This window comes from Mycobacterium sp. (assembly GCF_049683935.1).
Classification (GTDB): domain Bacteria; phylum Actinomycetota; class Actinomycetes; order Mycobacteriales; family Mycobacteriaceae; genus Mycobacterium.
In genome coordinates this window covers 1-17,904 of the sequence record NZ_JBAUJR010000251.1, presented here as the reverse complement: position 1 = coordinate 17,904, position 17,904 = coordinate 1, and the positions used below count along the sequence as shown (strand labels likewise).

Here is a 17,904-nt window from a genome sequence, read left to right as displayed (position 1 = left end):
GCAGCGCTACGCCGGGCGGGACTCATTCCTCACCAAGGTCCAGGATTGGCCGTCGGCGTTCTCGATTGCCACATAGTCGGCGGCGATGCGGGGAGCATCGCGGGTGAGGAATCGTTGCTCCTGGGCCGCCCAGCGATCCCAATGCGGCCGATAGGTGTCACCGTCGCGGTCCAGAGCCCGCTGCTTGCGGACATCGTCGGGAGTCTCGACCCAGATGCCGAGGTCGGCCAGTGCGCGGTGGGACGCGGCCAACGCCCCCACCCCCTCCACGATCAACCGGCGGTGGGGGTCGACGGTGTGCCATCCGTCGGGGGCGCCGGTGTCCCAGTCCCAGCGTCGCCAACGTCCCGGAAGGCCGGCGGCGCGCGGCACCAGCAGTTCGGCGCGAAGATGCTCGATCGCCCAGTCCAAGCCGTCCCAGCCGGGGTAGATGTCGTCGAGGCGCACTACGGAACTCGTGGGCCACAACCGCTGAAGGTGTTCTGCCAGTGTCGATTTACCGGAACCGGACCGGCCGTCGATGAGCACGGTGGCCGCGTCGGTGGACGCCACCTGGCGGGCGATGTCATCGAGCCTCACATCCGGAAGCGTACGTTCGAGGCATGGCAGACCGTGTTCTCGACGGCGCATCGATCGTCGTGGCGGGGGCCAGCGGCGGCATCGGCCGCCGGATCGCGACCCAACTCGCCGAACAGGGCGCCCTACTGACGCTGGTCGGCCGTGACCTGAGCGCCCTTCGATCGCTCGGGATCGACGCGACCCTGCTGTCCGCGGATCTGCGCGACGGGGAGGCAGGCAGATCGATCGTCGAGGCAGCCCTCGGCGCGAACGACCGGATCGACGGTGTGGTCAATGCAGCTGGAATCGTGGCGTTCGGGTCGCTCGCCGACACCGACGACGCGGTGATCGAGGAGTTGTTCCTCACCAACGTGCTGGGACCCCTGTGGCTGATGAGGGCTGCGCTCCCGGCGCTCACCGAGTCCCGTGGCTTCATCGCGAACATCAGCGCCGTGGTCGCCGAACAGCCTCTCCCCGGCATGGCCGCCTATGCCGCAACCAAGGCGGCACTGACCGCGGCGGACCGTGCGCTGAGTCGTGAGCTGCGTGCCGCCGGTGTCACCGTGATCGACGCACGCCCGCCGCACACCGAGACCGGCCTCGCGGGTCGCCCGATCTCGGGTACCGCACCCAAACTCCGCGACGGGCTGCAACCCGACGCCGTCGCAGAGCGAATCGTCACCGCGATCCGCGCGGGCGAACGTGAGGTTCCCGCCGAGGCGTTCGGGGACTGACGTCCCGGACTACTCCAGAACGAACACCGGGATCTGGCGATCGGTCTTGGTCTGGTACTCGGCGTAGGGCGGGTACGCCTGCACCGCGAGATCCCACCAGTGCGCGCGTTCCTCGCCGTCCACCTCGCGCGCGGTCAGTTCGACGATCGTCGTGCCGTCCTGCGCCGTCACCTGCGGGTGCGCCTTGACGTTGTGATACCAGGAGGGGTGCTGCGGGTCGCCGCCCTTGGATGCGACCATCGCGTACTTGCCGTTCTCCTCGACGCGCATCAGCGGCACGTAACGCTTCTTGCCGGACTTGGCGCCCGTGGTCGTGAACAGGACAACGGGACGGTCCATGATCTCGACCCCGTCGGTGGTTCCCTGCTCCAGGATGCGGGCGGTCTGTTCGCGGACCCAGTCCGTGGGGCTCAGTTCAGCTGGTTCAGTCACGGAGCGCGTAACACCGACGAGCGTCAACTTATTCCCGCAGCGACCACTTGTGCTGCAGATGTGACCGACTTCGACGATGGTGGGACTGTCCCCAGGTGCGCGAATGTGTCATCTGACGGACGCGCGGGGCGATGGAAGGGCAGTTCAGGACACATGGCCGGCGATTCAGGACATGCACAGAACGCCAGAACGGTGGTGTTCGCGCTCTACGACAAGGTGACCCTGCAGGACGTCGCGGCGCCGCTGGAGATCTTCGCCCGCGCGAACGACTTCGGGGCCGCCTACCGGGTGCTGCTTGCCTCACCGACGGGAGCGGCCGTCGGGACGACGGCCTTTGCCTCGCTGAGCGTCGACGTCTCGCTGGCCGAGGTCCCCGACTCGATCGACACCCTGCTGGTGCCGGGCGGCGTCCCGGCCGACTTCACCTTCACACCCGGCCTGCACGACATCCCCGAAGAGCCGACACCCGATGCGGTCCCGGATGCGCTGGAGATTGTGCGCGTCCTCGCGCCGCGGGCGCGCCGGGTGGCTTCGGTGTGCACCGGCGCATTCGTCCTCGCCGCCCACGGACTGCTGGACGGCCGCAGGGCAACCACGCACTGGGCGCACTGCCAGGAACTTGCTCGCAACTACCCGAAGGTGAAGGTCGACCCGGACTCGCTGTTCGTCCAGGACGGCCGCTACATCACCGGCGCCGGCATCACCGCCGGCATCGACCTGGCGCTCGCCCTGGTGGAGAGTGACTACGGCCCGGCGGTGGCGCGCCGCGTCGCGCGATGGATGGTCGTGTTCCTGCAGCGACCCGGCGGGCAGGCTCAGTTCAGTGTCTGGGCCGAGTCGGCGTTCCCGGTCGTGGGTGGGCTGCGTGAGGTCGTGGATTCCGTCATCGCCGATCCCGGCGCAGACCACTCCATCGCGGCGTTGGCCACCCGCGCCGCGCTCAGCGAGCGGCATCTGGTGCGGATGTTCCGGGATCAGGTCGGGATGACACCGGCCAGATTCGTCGAGCAGGCCCGACTGGAAGCGGCCAAGGTCCTCCTCGCGACAGGAGACCACAGCCAGGACACTGTCGCCCGCCGCGCCGGGTTCGGCACTCCGGACACCATGCGACGCACCTTCCGGCGCAATCTCGGTGTGTCACCCGGCGTGTACCGAAACCGCTTCCGCACCACGGGTATCCACCAGTAAGCCGGTCCCTCGCAGCGGCGGCACGCGGTGCGCTGCGAGATGGTCACGGACCCGCGCGCCGTACCGCAGACCGCTGCGTCGGGCGGCCGCGTGAAACGACTCACCCGCGAGGACCAGGCCGACCGCGTTCTCGAGCCGAACGTCGTAGACGTACTGTCGCAGCGTCACGCCGGTCTGGGCTTTGAACAGTCGGGCGAGGTGTCGCGGACTCAGCCCGAGTCGGGCTGCCACGGCGTCGAGTTCGTAGTGCCCCGCGGGGTCGGCGTTGACTGTTGCCATCAACCGTTCCAGCCCAGGATGTTTGGGCCGAGGTGTCCGGGCGGCGACGGAGATCTGCGGATGGCCCTCCAGTCGCCTGCTGAGTACCACCATCTCCTTGGAGATCTGCTGTGCCATGTCCGGGCCGTGATCGTCTGCGACCAGAGCCAACGCCAGGTCGATGCCCGCGGCGACACCGGCGGAGGTCCAGATCTCGCCGTCGCGGGTGTAGACCGATTCGCGCTCGATGATCGTCGACGGATGGCGCGCGGCGAACGTGTCGAGGTGCCGCCAATGCGTTGTCGCGCGGCGACCGTCGAGCAGCCCCGCCGCACCGAGGGCGAACGAACCGGCGCAGATCGACGCGACGCGCCGGGCACCGGGAGCGTGCGTACGGATCAGTTGTTGCAGCGGGCGCGGAACACCCTCGGCGACAAGGCCGTCCCCGCCCGGAACCAGGAGCGTGTCCACCCCGGCCGCCAGCCGCGACGCCGGGGCCGCGTCGAAGGACAACCCCGACGAGCACCGGATCGTCCGGGAATCGCCACACGAGTAGAGCGCTACGGAGTAGGCGCACCCCATCGTCCGGGCCACGTCGAAGACTTCCAACGGTCCGGTGACGTCCAGCGTGCGCACGCCGTCGAACACCAGCATCGCGATCGTGCGATTCTGGTGTTCGGCGTGGTGACACATGGCGCAAGCGTCGCCGAGCGGACGGACGGACGCAGTCCGATGTCCGGATTTTCGCCCCACGTGTCCGTGTTGGTCTGCCCGCCCGAGCGATGTCCGGTTCTGCCCGAGAGATGTCCATCCCGGCAGCCAGCGGACAAGCCCCGGTAACCGATCGGAAACACGCCGGCCCCAACGTTGTTCACGGGTTCGATCCTCGATCTCGGCGACACCTCTCGATCTCGACGACACAAGGTGGAACTGTATGGATTCTCGATCTGCGCTGACACTGAGCATCGGTGTGCTCGGTGGCGTGGCGGTGGCATTCACCGCCACGGTGATCACCGTTCCGATCTGGGTGGTGTTCCTGGCATGGGCCTCGTTCTTCTTCGTCGGCGGCGGACCCGCCGGCTGGCTCCGGTCGGTGGCGTCGAATCTGGTGGGTGTGGCGATTGCCTGCGCCAGCCTGTATGTCGCTCACCTGCTCGGTGGCGGGCTCGCCCTGACCGCCGTCGCCGTCGGTGTCGGCAGTGCGCTGATGGTGCAGGCATCGTGGGTCGGATTCCTGTCCACCACTCCCGCTGTGGTGGTCGGCTTCGCCTCGACGGTGTCGACCGTGGCCGGGACGGGACAACTGGTCACCGCGACGAGCATCTCCCATCCCGGTCTCGTGGCGGCGTGTGCCTGCGTGCTGGGCGCGACGTTCGGGATTCTCTCGGAGTACCTAGCGAACGTGATGACACGAACGGCTCCAGCCAGCCGTCCTGACACGGAAGGTGCCACGGCATGAAACTTCAGCACTATCTCGGCGGTCTCGAAGGCCTGCCCCAGCCCCTGAACCTCGAGAAGCGGGTGTTCGTCGAGGACTGGGAGAAGCGGATCTTCGGCATCCACGTCGCGATGATGGGCCTGAGCAACCATCTCGGCTCCGCACTGCCGGAGTACCCGATCGCCGAGGTGCCGACCGAGTTCCACGACGAATGGACGTGGGCGGACCTGCGGACCGGTGCCGAGGGGATGAATCCCTTCGATTACTTCAAGTTCCGCTACTACGAGAAGTGGCTCGGGGGCATCACCCAGTTCTTCATCGACAAAGGCTACGTGTCGGAGGAGGAGATCGGCGCCCTGCTCGGTGGCACCTCGCCGGAAACCGGTGAGACGGGTGCACCGGCGATCGATGCTCAGGTGATCGACTACCTGCGCCGCGGTGACAGCCCCAGGCGCGACGTCGCGCACCCGCAGTTCGCCGTCGGCCAGAAGGTGCGCATCACCAACGTCCCGGCCGGAGCTCACACCCGGCTACCCGGCGCGCTGCGTGACCGGATCGGCACGGTGACCCGCATCTTCGAAGGCGACTACGGCTACTTCGTCCACACCGGTGACGGCATCGGGGACCCGATGCCGATCTACATCGTCGAATTCACCCCCGACGAGCTCTGGGGTGTGCGCGCCGAACCGGGAGCCAACACCTTCTACGCCGAGCTGTTCGAGGCCTATCTCCAACCCGTCCAGGAGGACCAGTGAGTGACCAGTTCGCCTACCCATCCGACCGTGAACAGTCGAGCGCCGAAAAGGTTGCCGCACTGGAGCATCTGCTGATCGAGAAGGGGGTCATCACCAACCAGACCGTCGACAAGGTGCTGTCCTATTTCGAGTCCGAGATGACACCGTTGAACGGTAAGAAGATCGTCGTCAAGGCCTGGAAGGACCCGGATTTCGCCGCCCGCGTGGTCGTCGACACCCCTGCGGCGATCGCCGAGCTGGAACTGCCCGAGGGCATGGCCGGAGCCGAGGGCGAACACCTACAGGCCGTCGCCAACGTGCCGGGCGTGCACAACCTGATCATCTGCACCCTGTGTTCGTGCTTCCCGTGGCCGGTTCTGGGTCTGCCGCCCTACTGGTACAAGGATCCGGTGTTCCGGTCCCGAGCCGCGCGCGAACCCCGAACCGTACTGGCCGAGGTCGGAGTCGAGCTCGCCGAGGAGACCGAGATCAAGGTCTGGGATTCCAGCGGGCACTCACGATGGTTCGTAATCCCTGAACGGCCCTCCGGGACTGATGATTTCACAGACGAGCAGCTGATGGACCTGGTCACCACCGAATCCATGATCGGTGTGGCGTTGGCGGGGCAGTCGGCATGACCCTCCACGAAACCTGCACCACCGACCAGGCCGCCCCGTCGTTCGACCACGACTGGCAACGCCGGGCTTTCGGTCTGGCTCTGGCACTCTCGGAGTTCGGTCACTATCCGTGGAGCGAGTTCCAGCAGAGCCTGATCGACACGATCGGGGGCTGGGAAGCATCGCCGGAGTCCGCGCGTGGCGAATGGGAGTACTACGACCACTGGGTGACCGCGCTCGAAGACGTGGTCCAGCACAGAGAAATCCTCACCGCACCGCTGCACGTCGACAACGGCGACCACGCGGTCACCGACGACCACCACTGACCGACCAACAGACAAGGAACTGCGATGCACATCGAACCGGGGATCGTCGAAGGATCGAAGATCGTCCTGAGTTACCTGTCCGCGGCAGGTGTCGGCGCGTACGCGCTGAACTCGGCGTGGAAGCACATCAAGGAGCGCGGTTCGGCGTCACTGGTTTTCGGCACGGTGGCGACGACGGCGATGGTGTTCGTGTTCTTCCAGGTGTTCCCGCATTTCCCGGTGGGAGTCTCCGAAGTCCACCTGATCCTGGGGTCCACCCTGTTCCTGTTGTTCGGAGCGGCGCCTGCGGCGTTCGGGCTGGCCGCGGGACTGTTGATCCAGGGGTTGTTCGTCGCGCCCTTCGACCTCCCGCAGTTCGGCATGAACGTCACCACCCTGTTGGTGCCGTTGTTCGCGCTGCAGTATGTGGCGAAGAGGACCATCGCCCCGCAGACGCCGTATGTGGAACTGAAATACCGTCAGGTCCTCGGTCTTTCGGCGACGTACCAAGCCGGCATCGTGTCGTGGGTGACGTTCTGGGCACTGTACGGCGAGGGTCTGACCGCCGAAACCTTGAGCAGCGTGGCGATGTTCGGCGTGGCCTATCTGTCGGTCATCATCCTCGAACCGCTGGCCGACCTGGCGGTGCTGGCCGGTGCGAAGGGGTTGCACCGGTTCCGGGACAACGCCGTGCTCGAGCCGCGGCTCTTCGCTCCCGCCTGATGAGTGCTATAGGCCAGGTACGTCCGCCGGCTGGGGATCGCGCCTCCGAGGCGTGGGCGCTGACCCGCGCCCGCGGAGTGCGGTGATCCCCAGCACGCCGGCGAACGGCAGAAGAACGAGTCCGGGCAGTTGGTAGCGCCACGAGAACTCGAACGCCGCCGACGCAAGCAGAATGGTCACGGCCATGCCGACCGCCAACAGAATGGCCGAGCGGATGCCGCTGTGTCGGGCGCGGCCGAGCCCGAATCCGGCGAGCAGTGCGACGATTCCGAGGACACCCAACAACGTGCCCGGGGTGTAGCCGACGCTGAGCTGGTATCCGCGCAGAAACGCGGCGAGGGCAGGCACGGCGGTGGGATCTCGTCCGCTGAACTCTCGCGAAGCCTGGATGCTGTAGTCCAGGTCGACGGTGGGGTACTCCGACTTGAACTGCCATCTGGCGACGGTGACGTCGCCGGGCGCGTCGGCGCGAACGGGGCGGAACCCCTTGAGGAAGTCCAGTGCCACGGCGCGGGCGACGTCCAGCGGCTGCTGGCGTATCACGGCCCAGCCGAACGATCTCTGTACCGCGAACAAATCCGTGCCCGCGGGAAATCGAGCTCGCCAGGTCGGGTCGGTCTGGATGTGGGCGTAGGCGTCGAGGCGCTTGCGCTGCCCCAACGGTTCCTCGGGGCAGGCGAGCGCCGGCAACGGTTCAAGTGTCAAACTGTCGCAGTCGGCGACCACGGCGGCACGGCCGTAGAGCACGTTGCCGGTGGTCCGGGTCAACCCCCACTCGCCCGTCTCCGCGTGGAAATACGCGCCGTAGCCCGCGATCACCACGCCGAAAGCCACCGCAAACGCCAGCGTGCGCGCGCCGATCGTGCGCCAGCCGGCCCACTCACGCCATGACCGCCAGGCCCCGCCCGCGATGACGAGGTAGCACACCGCCGGAACGACCAACGGGAACGCCACCAGCCGCAGCATCACCGCCATACCGAGCAGCAGCCCACCGAACGCGGCCCGACGCGGGTTCGGCGCGCCGACCCCGAGCAGCACCCACAGGAGTGCGACGAGGAGCACCTGCTGCCAGGCGTCGGACATGATCAGTTGTTCGATCTGGATCTGGTAGCCGTCCAGCAGCAGCGGGGTGGCGGCAAGCGCGGCCAACCACCGATTCGCTCCGTGTCGCAACGTCAGCGCATACAGCGCGATCGCCGAGCCCACACCTGCGCAATGCTGAAGTGCGGTAACCAGTTCCAGCCCGCCCACGGCGAGGGTCGGGGTCAGGATGAAGAGCTCGTACCCGATGGGGTGCAAGCCACCGGGGTTGTAGATGCCGATGTTGCCGAGGTACCGGAAGGAATCGCCGAACATCAACGCGGGCTGGTAGGCGAACCAGGCCAGCGCACGCAACGTGACACCGACGACCACCACGGCCAGGAACACCCGATGCCGGGTGACCAGACGACGGGTCGCGCGTGCGGGGGAGTCCGTCAAATTCAGGCGTTGCTGGGCTGCGCCCACTGCACGGTGGGGTACAACTTCTCGACGTCGACCCGGTGCTTGTTGGCCTCCACGATGCTGAACAGCGACTCGATCAGCGTGTTCGAGAGCAGGTGAGGCTGCAGTCCGAGCTCGACCAGGCGGGTGTGCTTGACGTTGTAGTAGTGCTCGGCGGCCTCCGTCCGAGGGTTGTTCATGTGCTCGATCTGTACCGGCCCGGGGAACTGCTCGGCGATCACCCCGGCGATGTCGCGCACCGACATCGACTCGGTCATCTGGTTGAACACCCGGAACTCACCTCGGTCGGCGGGGTGCTCGACGGCGAGGCGGATGCATTCCACGGTGTCGCGGATATCGATCAGCCCCCGCGTCTGCTGGCCCGTTCCGTAGATCGTCAGGGGTTCACCGAGCACGGCCTGGATGACGAACCGGTTCAATACCGTTCCGAACACGCCGTCGTAATCGAACCGGGTCGACAACCGCTGATCCGCCGCCGTCTGGGGGGTCTGCTGACCGTAGACGACGCCCTGGTTGAGATCGGTGGACCGCAAACCCCAGTTGCGGCAGGCGAACTCGATGTTGTGCGAGTCGTGCACCTTGCTCAGGTGATAGAAGGATCCCGGCCGCTTGGGGAATAGGACCCGGTCCTTGCGACCGTTGTGCTCGACATCGAGCCAACCTTCTTCGATGTCGATGTTCGGAGTGCCGTACTCCCCCATGGTCCCGAGCTTGACCAGGTGGATGTCCGGATCGGTCTCGGCGATGCCGTACAGCAGGTTGAGCGTTCCGACGACATTGTTGTGCTGCGTGTAGACGGCGTGCGCCCGGTCGATCATCGAGTACGGTGCTGCCCGTTGTTCGGCGAAGTGCACGATCGCGTCTGGGGCGAAGTCCCGCAGCGTGGCGTAGACGAACTCCGGATCCAGCAGATCGCCGGGGTAGACGCCGATCTGTTTCCCGGAAACGTCGCGCCATGCCGCCACCCGCACGTCGAGGTCCTCGATCGGGACCAAGCTGCAGACGCCGAGTTCCTCGTCGTAACCGCGTCGCGCGAAGTTGTCGAGCACCGCCACATCGTGGCCGCCATCGGAGAGATGCAGGGCGGTGGGCCAGCCCAGGTATCCGTCACCGCCGAGCACCAGAACTCGCACAGACTGCCTCCTCCTGGATGTGATGATCACGACGAGCCTAAGCCTTGACAATGGTGGCGTGCACAATGGCGACAAGTACCCACGCATCGAGGAGTGACACATGGACGATCACCGGGGGGCGTTCACCGCGGCCACCGGCCGTCAACTCGAGGCCGCGGGACCGGACAAGCCCCGCTATCGCCGGTACCAATACGAACTGATCGCGCCGCACTGCGGCAGGTCGATCCTCGAGGTGGGAGCCGGCCTCGGCGAGTTCGCCGAGCAGTTCGACGACCTGGACCGACTCGTGGTCACCGATGTGGACCCGGCCGCGGTCGCCGTCATGGCGCGACGCTTCGCCGGGCGCGCCGAGGTCGAGGTCCGTCAGCTCGAGTTGGGGACAGCGCCCGATCTCGATCGCCCCGTCGAGTCGGTGGTCGCGATCAACGTGCTCGAGCACATCGAGGACGACGCCGGCGCGCTGCGGTCACTCGCCACGGCCGTCGAGGTCGGCGGCAGGCTGGTCCTGTGGGTGCCGGGCTATCAACAGCTCTACGGCGAGTTCGACCGCAAGGTGGGCCATGTTCGTCGCTACACGCCGAACTCCCTCGCCGAGGCCGTACGGCGAGCGGATCTCGACGTCGAACTCGTCAGGCCGGTGAACCTGCTGGGCGGCGTCGCCTGGTGGTTGGCCGTTCGCCGGGGCGGGGCCGGCGCACCCGATCCGAGGTTGGTCGCCGCCTTCGACCGCTGCGTGGTGCCGGTGACGAAGGCGCTGGAACGTCGGGTGCGGGTGCCCTTCGGTCAGTCGGTGTTGTGTGTGGCCCGCAAGCGGAGCGAGTCGTGATTCGACCGTGGCGCACACGAATTCCACTGTGGGGTCGCTACACCGGCGCCTCGGTCATCGCCGGGATCCTCAGCGAGATCGTCTTCCTGGTCACCTACTGGTTCACGGCCGGTCCGCTGCTGGCGAGTCTGCTCGCGTTCGTCGCAGGTGCTGTGCCCAACTATCTGATGAACCGGTACTGGGCCTGGCAGCGCCGCGGACGCCCGGACCGCACCAGGGAAGTCCTCCCGTACGCCGTGATCGTGATCGTCACCGCGCTGACCGCGATCCTGGTCACGACGGCCGCCGACCGCTGGGTTCGTGACCACGTTGCTGCGCAGGCGCTGCAGGTCGGCCTCGTCGGGGCCGCGTTCCTGGCGACCTACGGCGCCATGTTCGTGCTGAAGTTCGTGCTCTTCGACCGGTTCATCTTCGTCGACCGCGCAGCGCGTACTCCCGACACCACGTCCGCAGCATGACGCGGGCGTAATTCGCACCGTAGACCAGGTCACCACCCTTCTTGGTGGCACCGTCGCTGCGGCGGCTCATCGTCATGGGCACCTCGAGGACCCGCGCCCCCCGGGCCAGGACGCCGAGCAGTAGCTCCGATGACTGGTACTGCGGCTCGAACAGCGGAACCGAGCAGGCCAGATCGGCGCGCATGGCCCGGAACCCGAACGACGTGTCGGTGAGACGGCGCCACGTCAGCAGCGAGGCCAGCATCGCGAAGACGCGCACTCCGAGCCAGCGCAGCCGACTGTCCGAGTCGTGTCGGCCGAGCCGGCGCGAACCGGTGACAAAATCGGCACGGTCCTCGACCAGCGGGCGCACCAGTTCGGCGAGCTCTGAGCCGTCGTACTGGCCGTCGGCGTCGGTGGTCACCACGTAGCGGGCGCCGCAGTCAGCAGCCAGGCGGTAGCCGAGTCGCAGGGCCGCACCCTGACCCCGGTTTCGGGGCGCGACGCAGGTGTAGGCCCCGTGCCGGTCCGCGATCTCCGCCGTCTGGTCCGTGGCGCCGTCGACGACGACGAGCACGTCGACCGGAATGCCGCAGCAGCTTCTCGGTATGCCCGCCAGCACCGCGCCGATGCCGGCGGCCTCGTTGTAGGCGGCGATCACCACCACCAGTTCCGCGAGGCGCGGCTGCGGATGGCGCCGGTGGAACTCCGCGACGGCGAGGGTGTCCACCTCGTCCGGGTAATCGGCGAGGCGTGTCACGCGGTCGCGCCCGAAGCCTCGTCGCGGAAATAGCGCCACGTGCTCTCGAGCCCGTCCGCCAGCTCGACCGACGGGCGGTAGCCGATGGCCTGCGCACTGTGCGACAGGTCGAGGACCACGGCGGGCATCTCACCCTGTTGCGCCTCAATGTGTTCGGTGACCAGTGGCCGGTCGGTGACACGGCGAACGGTCTCGACGAGTTCGAGCACCGACACCGAACGTCCAGATCCGACGATCGCGCTGCCGGTGTAGTTGCTGTCCCGACCGAGCAGAACAGCACGAACGACGTCGTCGACGTGAACGAGGTCACGGCGCTGCGAGCCGTCGCCGTAGATCCGTACGGTCGAACCCGAGAGCGCCGCCCGCATCAGCCTCGGCACAAAACTGTCCTTGTGTGCCATGCCGGATCCGTACACGTTGCTGAATCGCAGCGCGCAGGTCGTGATCCCGTATGACCCTGCATAGCCTGACAGCAACATCTCACAGGCGGCCTTCGTGGCTCCGTAGGGCGTCAGCGGCCGCAACGGCAGCTCCTCGGTGATCGTGGTGGTACCCACGTCGCCCACCACGGCGTTCGTCGACGCCAGCACAAATCTGCCGACCCCCCGGATTCGGGCCAGCTCGAGCAGTTCGTGGGTGACGGCGACGTTGTCGGCGTAGGTGTCTGCGGGCCTCTCCACCGATCGGAGAACCGACGTCGCGGCGGCAAGGTGGACGATGGCCACGGTGTCGGGGGCGACCGCCTGTTCGCGGACGGCCTTGTCGAGGAGGTCGCCGACGACGTCGGTCACCCCGTCGCGCGGCTCGGCGGGCTCCTGCCGGTCGACGACCGTGACGGGAATCCCCCTGTCGTGAAAGGCCTTCACGACGGCGCGACCGATGAAGCCCCGGCCGCCGGTGATCAGCACGCGGCCCTCACTGTGTGCGTCCACAGCGGTCAACGTAGCGCGCTTGCGGTCGCGGGCTGCTACCGCGCCCGCCACTGCGGCGGGCGACGGTCGCGCCAGGCCTGTAGTCCTTCGGCGACGTCTTCGGTGGCTCCGGCCACCTTGCGCATGGTCTCACCGAAGCGAACCGACTCGATCCAGCCCATGTCGGCGGTACGCCAGGCGACCTCCTTGGTCGCCCGCTGGGCCAATGGCGCCGCCTTGGTCAGGGTCTTGGCCCACGCCATCGCCTCAGCCTGAAGATCGCCGGGTTCGACCAACCTCCAGATCAACCCGATCTCCTTGGCGCGCTCGGCGTCCATCGACGCGCCGGTCAACAGCAGTTCCATCGCGTTGGCCCACCCGACGCGGTGGGGCAACCGGATCGCCCCGACGACGGTGGGCACCCCCAGCGTCACCTCCGGGAACCGGAAGCTGGCCTCGGTGCTGGCGATGACGAAGTCGCAGAACAACACCCCGGTCAACCCGTAGCCGATGCAGGGGCCGTGCACCGCGGCGATGGTGGGCTTGAACAACTCCATTCCGCTTTCGAACGAGTTGATCGTCGGCTTCTCCCAGAACGTTCCGCCGAACGTGCCCACCGAGCCTGCGCCGTCCTTGAGGTCGCCGCCGGCGCAGAAGACGTCGCCGTTGGCGGTCAGGATCCCGACCCAGGCGTCCTCGTCGTCGCGGAACCGATCCCAGGCCGCGTTCAGGTCGTTGCGCAGCGCGCCGTTGATCGCGTTGCGCGCCTCCGGCCGGTTCAGGGTGATGGTGGCGACGTGATCTTCGAGTGCATAGGTGACGAGGCTCATGGCTGGACCCTAATTGCCGAGCCAGATAGGTTCGACGCTCATGGCCCTGTCACCGGACATCGTCGGCATGACCTACCTGTACCCCGACTACTACGAGGTCGGGGTGGAGAAGATCCGCCAGTACGCCAAGGCGGTGAAGAACTCCGACGCCGCGTTCTTCGACGAGGACGCCGCCCGCGCGCTGGGTCACGACGCCATTCTGGCTCCGCTGACCTTCATCTCGATCTTCGGGCTGCAGGCCCAGCTCGCCTTCTTCGCGCATGCGGGCATCCCCATCGAGGACGAGCGCATCGTCCAGAGCGAGCAGGGACTCACGATGCTGCGGCCCATCAAGGCGGGCGACAGGCTCTACTGCCACATTCGGCTCGAGTCGCTCCGGCAGGCGTTCGGAGCGGACGTCCTGACGATCAGGAGCAGGATCACCAACCAGCACGGCGAGACCGTGCAGGAGGACTACACCACGATGGCGGGCCGCACCGAATCGCAGTGACGCCCCACCGGGTATCAGCGATCCCGCCGGAATGCGGCGGTGACCTCGGCGACCCGCGGGTCGGCGCGCAGTTCCTCAAGCGTCACCGGCAACGGGAGTCGCCAGTTCGGGTATTCGTCAATCGTCCCAGGGAGATTGGGTTGCCGCGGCTCGGCGATGACGTCGTAGGGCGAGATGAGCTTGAGTTGGCTCGCGGTAGCCGCCAGGAACCGGTGCATCGCGACGATGATCGCCGACTCGTCGGGTTCTGACGCCGTGTCCAGCAGTCCTTCGGTGCGCAGCAGTGCCACCCACTCGTTGCGCTCCCTGTCGGCGTTCGCCCGTTCGGCGGCGACGTCGTCGAGCAGACCCAGGTCGGCGCGCGCCGTGACGTGCTCACCGCGCAGGAACCCCGCCGCGGTGGGCAGGTCGTGTGTCGAGAGGCTCGCGGCCGCGCGTGCAGGCCAGTTCGCCGACGACAACAGGGGCTCCTCCGGCGCGGACTGATCGCGGGTGAACCACGACACCGCACAGCCCAGCATGCCGTTGTCGGAAAGTGCTTGGGTGACTTCCGGTTCCACCGTCCCCAAGTCCTCGCCGACCACGGTGGCGTTTGCCCGGTGGGCCTCCAGGGCCAGCACCGCGAGCATGGTGTCTGCGTCGTAGTGCACGTAGGTGCCCCGGTCGGGTCCGTCGCCCGGCGGGATCCACCACAACCGCCACAGGCCGGCGACATGGTCGATGCGCAGGCCGTCGGCATGGGCGAGAACCGCCCGGAGCATGTCGCGCAGAGCGGTGTATCCCGTGGCGGCCAGGCGATCCGGCCGCCACGGCGGCAGCCCCCAGTCCTGACCACGCGGGGTGAAGTTGTCCGGCGGTGCTCCGACGCTGACTCCCGTCGCCAGGACGTCGGCCAGTGCCCATGCGTCGGCGCCGTCGGCGTCGACTCCCACCGCCAGGTCGTGCAGCACACCCAGTGCCATGCCGGAGTCCCGGGCGGCAGCCCGCACAGCGGTCAACTGTTCGGCGCACCGGTGCTGCACCCAGGCGTGGAATGCGAGCCTGGGCGCCAGTTCCCGACGGGCCGACGAGACGGCCGACCCGGTGACGTCGCGCAACTGTTGCGGCCACCGACTCCAACGGCCGCCGTACCGCTCGGCGAGTGCGCAGTAGGTGGCCCAGTCCCGTAATCCCTCGGACGCAGTCGGATCACCCAGGGGATCGGGGCGCCCCTCGGAACGCCAAAGAAGCTCCAGTGCAGCGCGTTTGGCGGCCCACACGAGATCGTGATCGATTCGCTCGGTGCCGGCGGAGACCCGCAGCGCGTCCACTTCCGCGCGGGTGTCCGGGTCGGCGTGTCGGTAGGCGCCGATGTCCTCGATGCGTAATGCCAGCGGGTTGGCGAACCGCCGGCTGGACGGTGTGTAGGGGGAGGGCTGCACCGGATGTGTCGGGCCGGGTGCGTGCAGCGGGTTGAGCAGTACTGCGCCGGCGCCGTGCTCGGTGGCGGTCCAATCGACGAACTCACGAAGATCGCCGAGGTCGCCGATGCCCCAGGAACGTGCCGAGCGCAGTGCGTAGAGCTGCAGCATCCAGCCCCAGGTGGCAGGGGCCGAGGGCACCGTCGGAGGCGCCGCCACGAGGGTGGACCGATGCCCGTCGCGAGTGTGCAGTTGATACCACCCCGGCGCGAGGTCGCCGGGCAGCTCATCGTGCACCTCGATGTGGGCGCCGGACTCGTCCACCAACAGCGCTGCCCCCGGCGCGGATCGGGGACGTCCGTCGACCCGGACCGCCACCGTGGGTGCCGGCACGCCGGAACGTTCTCGCTCGGCCAACGCGGCCAATTCGGCCCGCCGAGCGGCCTCCGTCGAGGCGTCGACGTCGAGTAGTCCGAGCACTCGGATGACCACGTCGGCGTCCACGGCGACCGGTTCCCGCCGCTCGTTGCGGTAGGACGTGGCCACGCCGTGTGCAGCGGCCAGTTGGCGGAGATCCTCGGAAACCGGACTCGGTTGGGCTACGAACATCGCGCAGCTATACCCGCACCTCTGTCGCTTACACCGACGTGCGACCGGTGCCACGTTGTGGCGGTGGCTCCGTATACGGTCCAAGGATGAGTGCAGTCTCGGTGATCACTGGCGGAGCGGGCGGCATGGGTCTGGCGACGGCCAAGATCGTCGGTCGGGACCACAGCGTTGTCCTGTGCGACGTCAGGCAGGAACGACTTGATGCCGCGGCCGCCGCTCTCGACGACCTGGGGATCACCGCCACGGCGGTCAACTGCGACGTCACCGACGCGCAGGCGGTCGCGGGACTCTTCGAGACCGCCGCCGGCCTCGGGACGGTCGCGTCGGTGATCCACACCGCCGGGGTCAGCCCCAGCATGGGCGGCGCCGACTACATCATCAGGACCAATGCCCTGGGCACGCTCAACGTCGGCGAGGTGTTCTACGAAACCGCCGCCGAGGGCGCCGCGATCGTGAACGTGGCGTCGATGGCGGCGCACCTGCTGCCCGAGGAGGTGATGCCGACGGGCAAGTACCCGCTGGCGATGCGGGACGTGGACACCTTCATGACGGAGATGATGTCGACGTGCGGCGTCGTCCCCGACGAAGCCCGCTCCGGGTTCGCCTATGCGGTGAGCAAGGGCTTCGTCAGGTGGTACAGCTCATCGCAGGCCGAAAGGTTCAACAGTCGGGGGCTGCGCATCGTGTCGGTGTCCCCGGGATCGGTCGACACGGAGATGGGCAGGCTCGAAGAGCAGGCCGGCGCGGGTGCGATGGTCACCAACGCGGCGGTGCCGCGATGGGGAAAACGCGAGGAGATGGCCGAGTTGCTGGCCTTCTGCGTCAGCGACAAAGCGGGTTACCTCACCGGTACCGACATCCTCAACGACGGCGGGGTGGTCGCCTCGATGAGGGAGCGCGCCAGGCTCGCCGCCGAAGGCGGCTAATCGGCTGCCGCCGCCGAAGGCGGCTAATCGGCTGCCGCCGCCGACGGCGGTTGTGGAGCTAGCTGGAGCGCGCGCTCTCCAGCAGCCCGCGGATCTCGTCGGGAATCGGCACCGGTCTGCGGGTGGCGCGATCGACGTACACATGCACCCAGTGCCCGACGGCTGCGACCGGATGATCACCGGCACCGAGCGGATCGTGCGGAGTCTGGAAGACCCCGAGACGGTAGGTGACGCTGGTTCGGCCCAGCCGCTCGACCACCAGCCCAACCGCCAGCGGATCGGGGAACTTCAGCTCGGCGTAATACCGGCATCCGGATTCGGCCACCACCCCGAGCCACGGTGCGGACAGCGGGTCGGTACCGGTGGCGGTGGTGATCCACGCGTTGATCGCCGTGTCGAACAATGCGTAGTAGACCGCGTTGTTGAGGTGACCGAACATGTCGTTGTCGGTCCAGCGCGTCAACACCGGCCAGTGCACCGGGAAATCACCGCTTCGCAGCGACCGTTCCTCACTCGTCATGGCCGTAGTTTGTCAGTCAGGGCAAGCTGGGCCTCATGAAGATCCGCGGAGCCGTGCTCGACCAGATCGGTTTACCCCGCCCGTACGCCGACTCCGGTCCGCTGTCGATCGCCGACCTCGACCTGGCGCCGCCAGGGACCGACGAACTGCTGGTGCGCATCGAAGCTGCCGGCCTGTGCCACTCCGACCTGTCGGTGATCGACGGCAACCGGGTGCGGCCCGTGCCGATGCTGCTCGGCCACGAAGCAGCCGGCGTGATCGAGGAGGTGGGCGGGGACTCCGATCTGGCGGTCGGCCAACGCGTGGTGCTGACCTTCCTGCCGCGGTGTGGACAGTGCGCCGGCTGCGCCACCGATGGGCTGGCACCATGTATCCCCGGCAGCGCCGCCAACGGTGCCGGCACGCTGATGGCCGGTGATACCCGCCTGACCCGTGATGGCGCACCGGTGCTCCACCACCTGGGGGTGTCCGGCTTCGCGGGTCACGCCGTCGTCGACCGCCGCTCGGTGGTGCCCGTTGACTCCGACGTCCCGCCGGTGGTCGCCTCGCTGCTGGGCTGCGCCGTGCTCACC

The 17,904-nt window shown here is 67.7% G+C and carries 22 protein-coding genes; 12 read left to right on the top strand and 10 right to left on the bottom strand.

Going from position 1 to position 17,904, the window contains the following annotated elements; translation table 11 throughout:
* Positions 1–6 precede the first annotated feature (6 nt).
* A complete protein-coding gene (locus WA965_RS14525) occupies positions 7–579 on the bottom strand; it encodes a uridine kinase family protein (protein WP_526294491.1) in 573 nt (190 codons plus the stop codon).
* Between the two features lie 23 nt (positions 580–602).
* On the opposite strand from WA965_RS14525, the gene WA965_RS14520 reads away from it, so the two are divergent.
* Positions 603–1,292 carry an SDR family NAD(P)-dependent oxidoreductase gene (locus WA965_RS14520; protein ID WP_526294490.1) on the top strand — a complete coding sequence of 230 codons (690 nt, stop codon included), beginning with the start codon at positions 603–605 and terminating at the stop codon, positions 1,290–1,292.
* Between the two features lie 9 nt (positions 1,293–1,301).
* Here WA965_RS14520 and WA965_RS14515 read toward each other — a convergent pair whose 3' ends face one another.
* Positions 1,302–1,724: a nitroreductase family deazaflavin-dependent oxidoreductase gene (locus WA965_RS14515; protein WP_526294489.1), complete on the bottom strand. Its 423-nt coding sequence runs from the start codon at positions 1,722–1,724 to the stop codon at positions 1,302–1,304.
* 153 nt (positions 1,725–1,877) lie between these two features.
* Here WA965_RS14515 and WA965_RS14510 point away from each other — a divergent pair, with 153 nt between their 5' ends.
* Positions 1,878–2,912, top strand: a complete 1,035-nt coding sequence (locus WA965_RS14510) for a GlxA family transcriptional regulator (RefSeq protein ID WP_526294488.1) — start codon at positions 1,878–1,880, stop codon at positions 2,910–2,912.
* Here WA965_RS14510 and WA965_RS14505 read toward each other — a convergent pair.
* Entirely contained in the window at positions 2,862–3,863 is a 1,002-nt protein-coding gene (locus WA965_RS14505; RefSeq protein ID WP_526294487.1) for a GlxA family transcriptional regulator, read from the bottom strand. The genes WA965_RS14510 and WA965_RS14505 overlap by 51 nt on opposite strands.
* Before the next feature lie 241 nt (positions 3,864–4,104).
* On the opposite strand from WA965_RS14505, the gene WA965_RS14500 reads away from it, so the two are divergent.
* Genes WA965_RS14500 through WA965_RS14480 form a run of 5 tightly spaced genes read left to right on the top strand, consistent with a single transcriptional unit; the run spans position 4,105 to position 6,987 of the window.
* Complete coding sequence (locus WA965_RS14500; protein WP_526294486.1) at positions 4,105–4,629, top strand: DUF1097 family protein; 525 nt, start codon at positions 4,105–4,107, stop codon at positions 4,627–4,629.
* Complete coding sequence (gene nthB / locus WA965_RS14495; protein WP_526294485.1) at positions 4,626–5,363, top strand: nitrile hydratase subunit beta; 738 nt, start codon at positions 4,626–4,628, stop codon at positions 5,361–5,363. The genes WA965_RS14500 and nthB overlap by 4 nt, the downstream gene beginning before the upstream one ends.
* Positions 5,360–5,980 (top strand): nitrile hydratase subunit alpha, encoded by a 621-nt coding sequence (gene nthA, locus WA965_RS14490; RefSeq protein ID WP_526294484.1) that lies wholly within the window; start codon positions 5,360–5,362, stop codon positions 5,978–5,980. Before nthB ends, nthA begins: the two co-directional genes overlap by 4 nt.
* Positions 5,977–6,285, top strand: coding sequence for a nitrile hydratase accessory protein (locus WA965_RS14485; protein ID WP_526294483.1), 309 nt, complete (start codon positions 5,977–5,979; stop codon positions 6,283–6,285). The genes nthA and WA965_RS14485 overlap by 4 nt, the downstream gene beginning before the upstream one ends.
* Positions 6,286–6,309: 24 nt before the next feature.
* Entirely contained in the window at positions 6,310–6,987 is a 678-nt protein-coding gene (locus WA965_RS14480; RefSeq protein WP_526294482.1) for an energy-coupling factor ABC transporter permease, read from the top strand.
* Positions 6,988–6,993: 6 nt separating this feature from the next.
* Here WA965_RS14480 and WA965_RS14475 read toward each other — a convergent pair whose 3' ends face one another.
* Positions 6,994–8,493: a hypothetical protein gene (locus tag WA965_RS14475; protein WP_526294481.1), complete on the bottom strand. Its 1,500-nt coding sequence runs from the start codon at positions 8,491–8,493 to the stop codon at positions 6,994–6,996.
* Complete coding sequence (locus tag WA965_RS14470) at positions 8,469–9,623, bottom strand: NAD-dependent epimerase/dehydratase family protein (RefSeq protein WP_526294480.1); 1,155 nt, start codon at positions 9,621–9,623, stop codon at positions 8,469–8,471. The genes WA965_RS14475 and WA965_RS14470 overlap by 25 nt, the downstream gene beginning before the upstream one ends.
* Positions 9,624–9,723: 100 nt before the next feature.
* On the opposite strand from WA965_RS14470, the gene WA965_RS14465 reads away from it, so the two are divergent.
* Together WA965_RS14465 and WA965_RS14460 are read left to right on the top strand one after the other, a co-directional pair.
* The gene (locus WA965_RS14465; protein ID WP_526294479.1) at positions 9,724–10,449 is read left to right on the top strand and encodes a class I SAM-dependent methyltransferase; all 726 of its coding nucleotides are present in this window, start codon (positions 9,724–9,726) and stop codon (positions 10,447–10,449) included.
* Positions 10,446–10,907: a GtrA family protein gene (locus WA965_RS14460; protein ID WP_526294478.1), complete on the top strand. Its 462-nt coding sequence runs from the start codon at positions 10,446–10,448 to the stop codon at positions 10,905–10,907. The genes WA965_RS14465 and WA965_RS14460 overlap by 4 nt, the downstream gene beginning before the upstream one ends.
* On the opposite strand, the gene WA965_RS14455 is transcribed toward WA965_RS14460, so the two are convergent.
* From WA965_RS14455 to WA965_RS14445, 3 genes are read right to left on the bottom strand one after another with little or no spacing between them, the layout of a single operon-like run.
* Entirely contained in the window at positions 10,855–11,646 is a 792-nt protein-coding gene (locus tag WA965_RS14455) for a glycosyltransferase family 2 protein (protein WP_526294477.1), read from the bottom strand. The two genes, WA965_RS14460 and WA965_RS14455, sit on opposite strands and share 53 nt — an antisense overlap.
* Positions 11,643–12,578, bottom strand: coding sequence for an NAD-dependent epimerase/dehydratase family protein (locus tag WA965_RS14450; protein WP_526294476.1), 936 nt, complete (start codon positions 12,576–12,578; stop codon positions 11,643–11,645). Before WA965_RS14450 ends, WA965_RS14455 begins: the two co-directional genes overlap by 4 nt.
* 35 nt (positions 12,579–12,613) lie before the next feature.
* Positions 12,614–13,387: an enoyl-CoA hydratase/isomerase family protein gene (locus WA965_RS14445; protein WP_526294475.1), complete on the bottom strand. Its 774-nt coding sequence runs from the start codon at positions 13,385–13,387 to the stop codon at positions 12,614–12,616.
* A 40-nt stretch (positions 13,388–13,427) separates the two neighbouring features.
* Between WA965_RS14445 and hadA the strand changes: the two genes are divergently transcribed.
* Positions 13,428–13,877 (top strand): (3R)-hydroxyacyl-ACP dehydratase subunit HadA, encoded by a 450-nt coding sequence (hadA, locus tag WA965_RS14440; RefSeq protein WP_526294474.1) that lies wholly within the window; start codon positions 13,428–13,430, stop codon positions 13,875–13,877.
* Between the two features lie 14 nt (positions 13,878–13,891).
* Here hadA and malQ read toward each other — a convergent pair whose 3' ends face one another.
* On the bottom strand, positions 13,892–15,886 hold the full coding sequence (gene malQ, locus WA965_RS14435; RefSeq protein WP_526294473.1) for a 4-alpha-glucanotransferase: 1,995 nt from the start codon (positions 15,884–15,886) through the stop codon (positions 13,892–13,894).
* Positions 15,887–15,972: 86 nt separating this feature from the next.
* Between malQ and WA965_RS14430 the strand changes: the two genes are divergently transcribed.
* Entirely contained in the window at positions 15,973–16,812 is an 840-nt protein-coding gene (locus WA965_RS14430) for an SDR family NAD(P)-dependent oxidoreductase (protein WP_526294472.1), read from the top strand.
* A 58-nt stretch (positions 16,813–16,870) separates the two neighbouring features.
* Here the strand turns inward: WA965_RS14430 and WA965_RS14425 are convergent, their stop codons facing one another.
* Positions 16,871–17,332, bottom strand: a complete 462-nt coding sequence (locus tag WA965_RS14425) for an acyl-CoA thioesterase (RefSeq protein WP_526294471.1) — start codon at positions 17,330–17,332, stop codon at positions 16,871–16,873.
* 35 nt (positions 17,333–17,367) lie between these two features.
* Between WA965_RS14425 and WA965_RS14420 the strand changes: the two genes are divergently transcribed.
* Positions 17,368–17,904, top strand: a 537-nt coding sequence (locus tag WA965_RS14420) for an alcohol dehydrogenase catalytic domain-containing protein (protein ID WP_526447676.1), incomplete at its 3' end; no start/stop codon positions are given.

Coding starts and splice junctions, on each gene's coding strand:
- WA965_RS14520 (WP_526294490.1), top strand. CDS start 603: ATGGCAGACCGTGTTCTCGACGGCGCATCGATCGTCGTGGCGGGGGCC.
- WA965_RS14510 (WP_526294488.1), top strand. CDS start 1,878: ATGGCCGGCGATTCAGGACATGCACAGAACGCCAGAACGGTGGTGTTC.
- WA965_RS14505 (WP_526294487.1), bottom strand. CDS start 3,863: ATGTGTCACCACGCCGAACACCAGAATCGCACGATCGCGATGCTGGTG.
- WA965_RS14500 (WP_526294486.1), top strand. CDS start 4,105: ATGGATTCTCGATCTGCGCTGACACTGAGCATCGGTGTGCTCGGTGGC.
- nthB (WP_526294485.1), top strand. CDS start 4,626: ATGAAACTTCAGCACTATCTCGGCGGTCTCGAAGGCCTGCCCCAGCCC.
- WA965_RS14485 (WP_526294483.1), top strand. CDS start 5,977: ATGACCCTCCACGAAACCTGCACCACCGACCAGGCCGCCCCGTCGTTC.
- WA965_RS14480 (WP_526294482.1), top strand. CDS start 6,310: ATGCACATCGAACCGGGGATCGTCGAAGGATCGAAGATCGTCCTGAGT.
- WA965_RS14465 (WP_526294479.1), top strand. CDS start 9,724: ATGGACGATCACCGGGGGGCGTTCACCGCGGCCACCGGCCGTCAACTC.
- WA965_RS14445 (WP_526294475.1), bottom strand. CDS start 13,387: ATGAGCCTCGTCACCTATGCACTCGAAGATCACGTCGCCACCATCACC.
- hadA (WP_526294474.1), top strand. CDS start 13,428: ATGGCCCTGTCACCGGACATCGTCGGCATGACCTACCTGTACCCCGAC.
- malQ (WP_526294473.1), bottom strand. CDS start 15,886: ATGTTCGTAGCCCAACCGAGTCCGGTTTCCGAGGATCTCCGCCAACTG.
- WA965_RS14430 (WP_526294472.1), top strand. CDS start 15,973: ATGAGTGCAGTCTCGGTGATCACTGGCGGAGCGGGCGGCATGGGTCTG.
- WA965_RS14425 (WP_526294471.1), bottom strand. CDS start 17,332: ATGACGAGTGAGGAACGGTCGCTGCGAAGCGGTGATTTCCCGGTGCAC.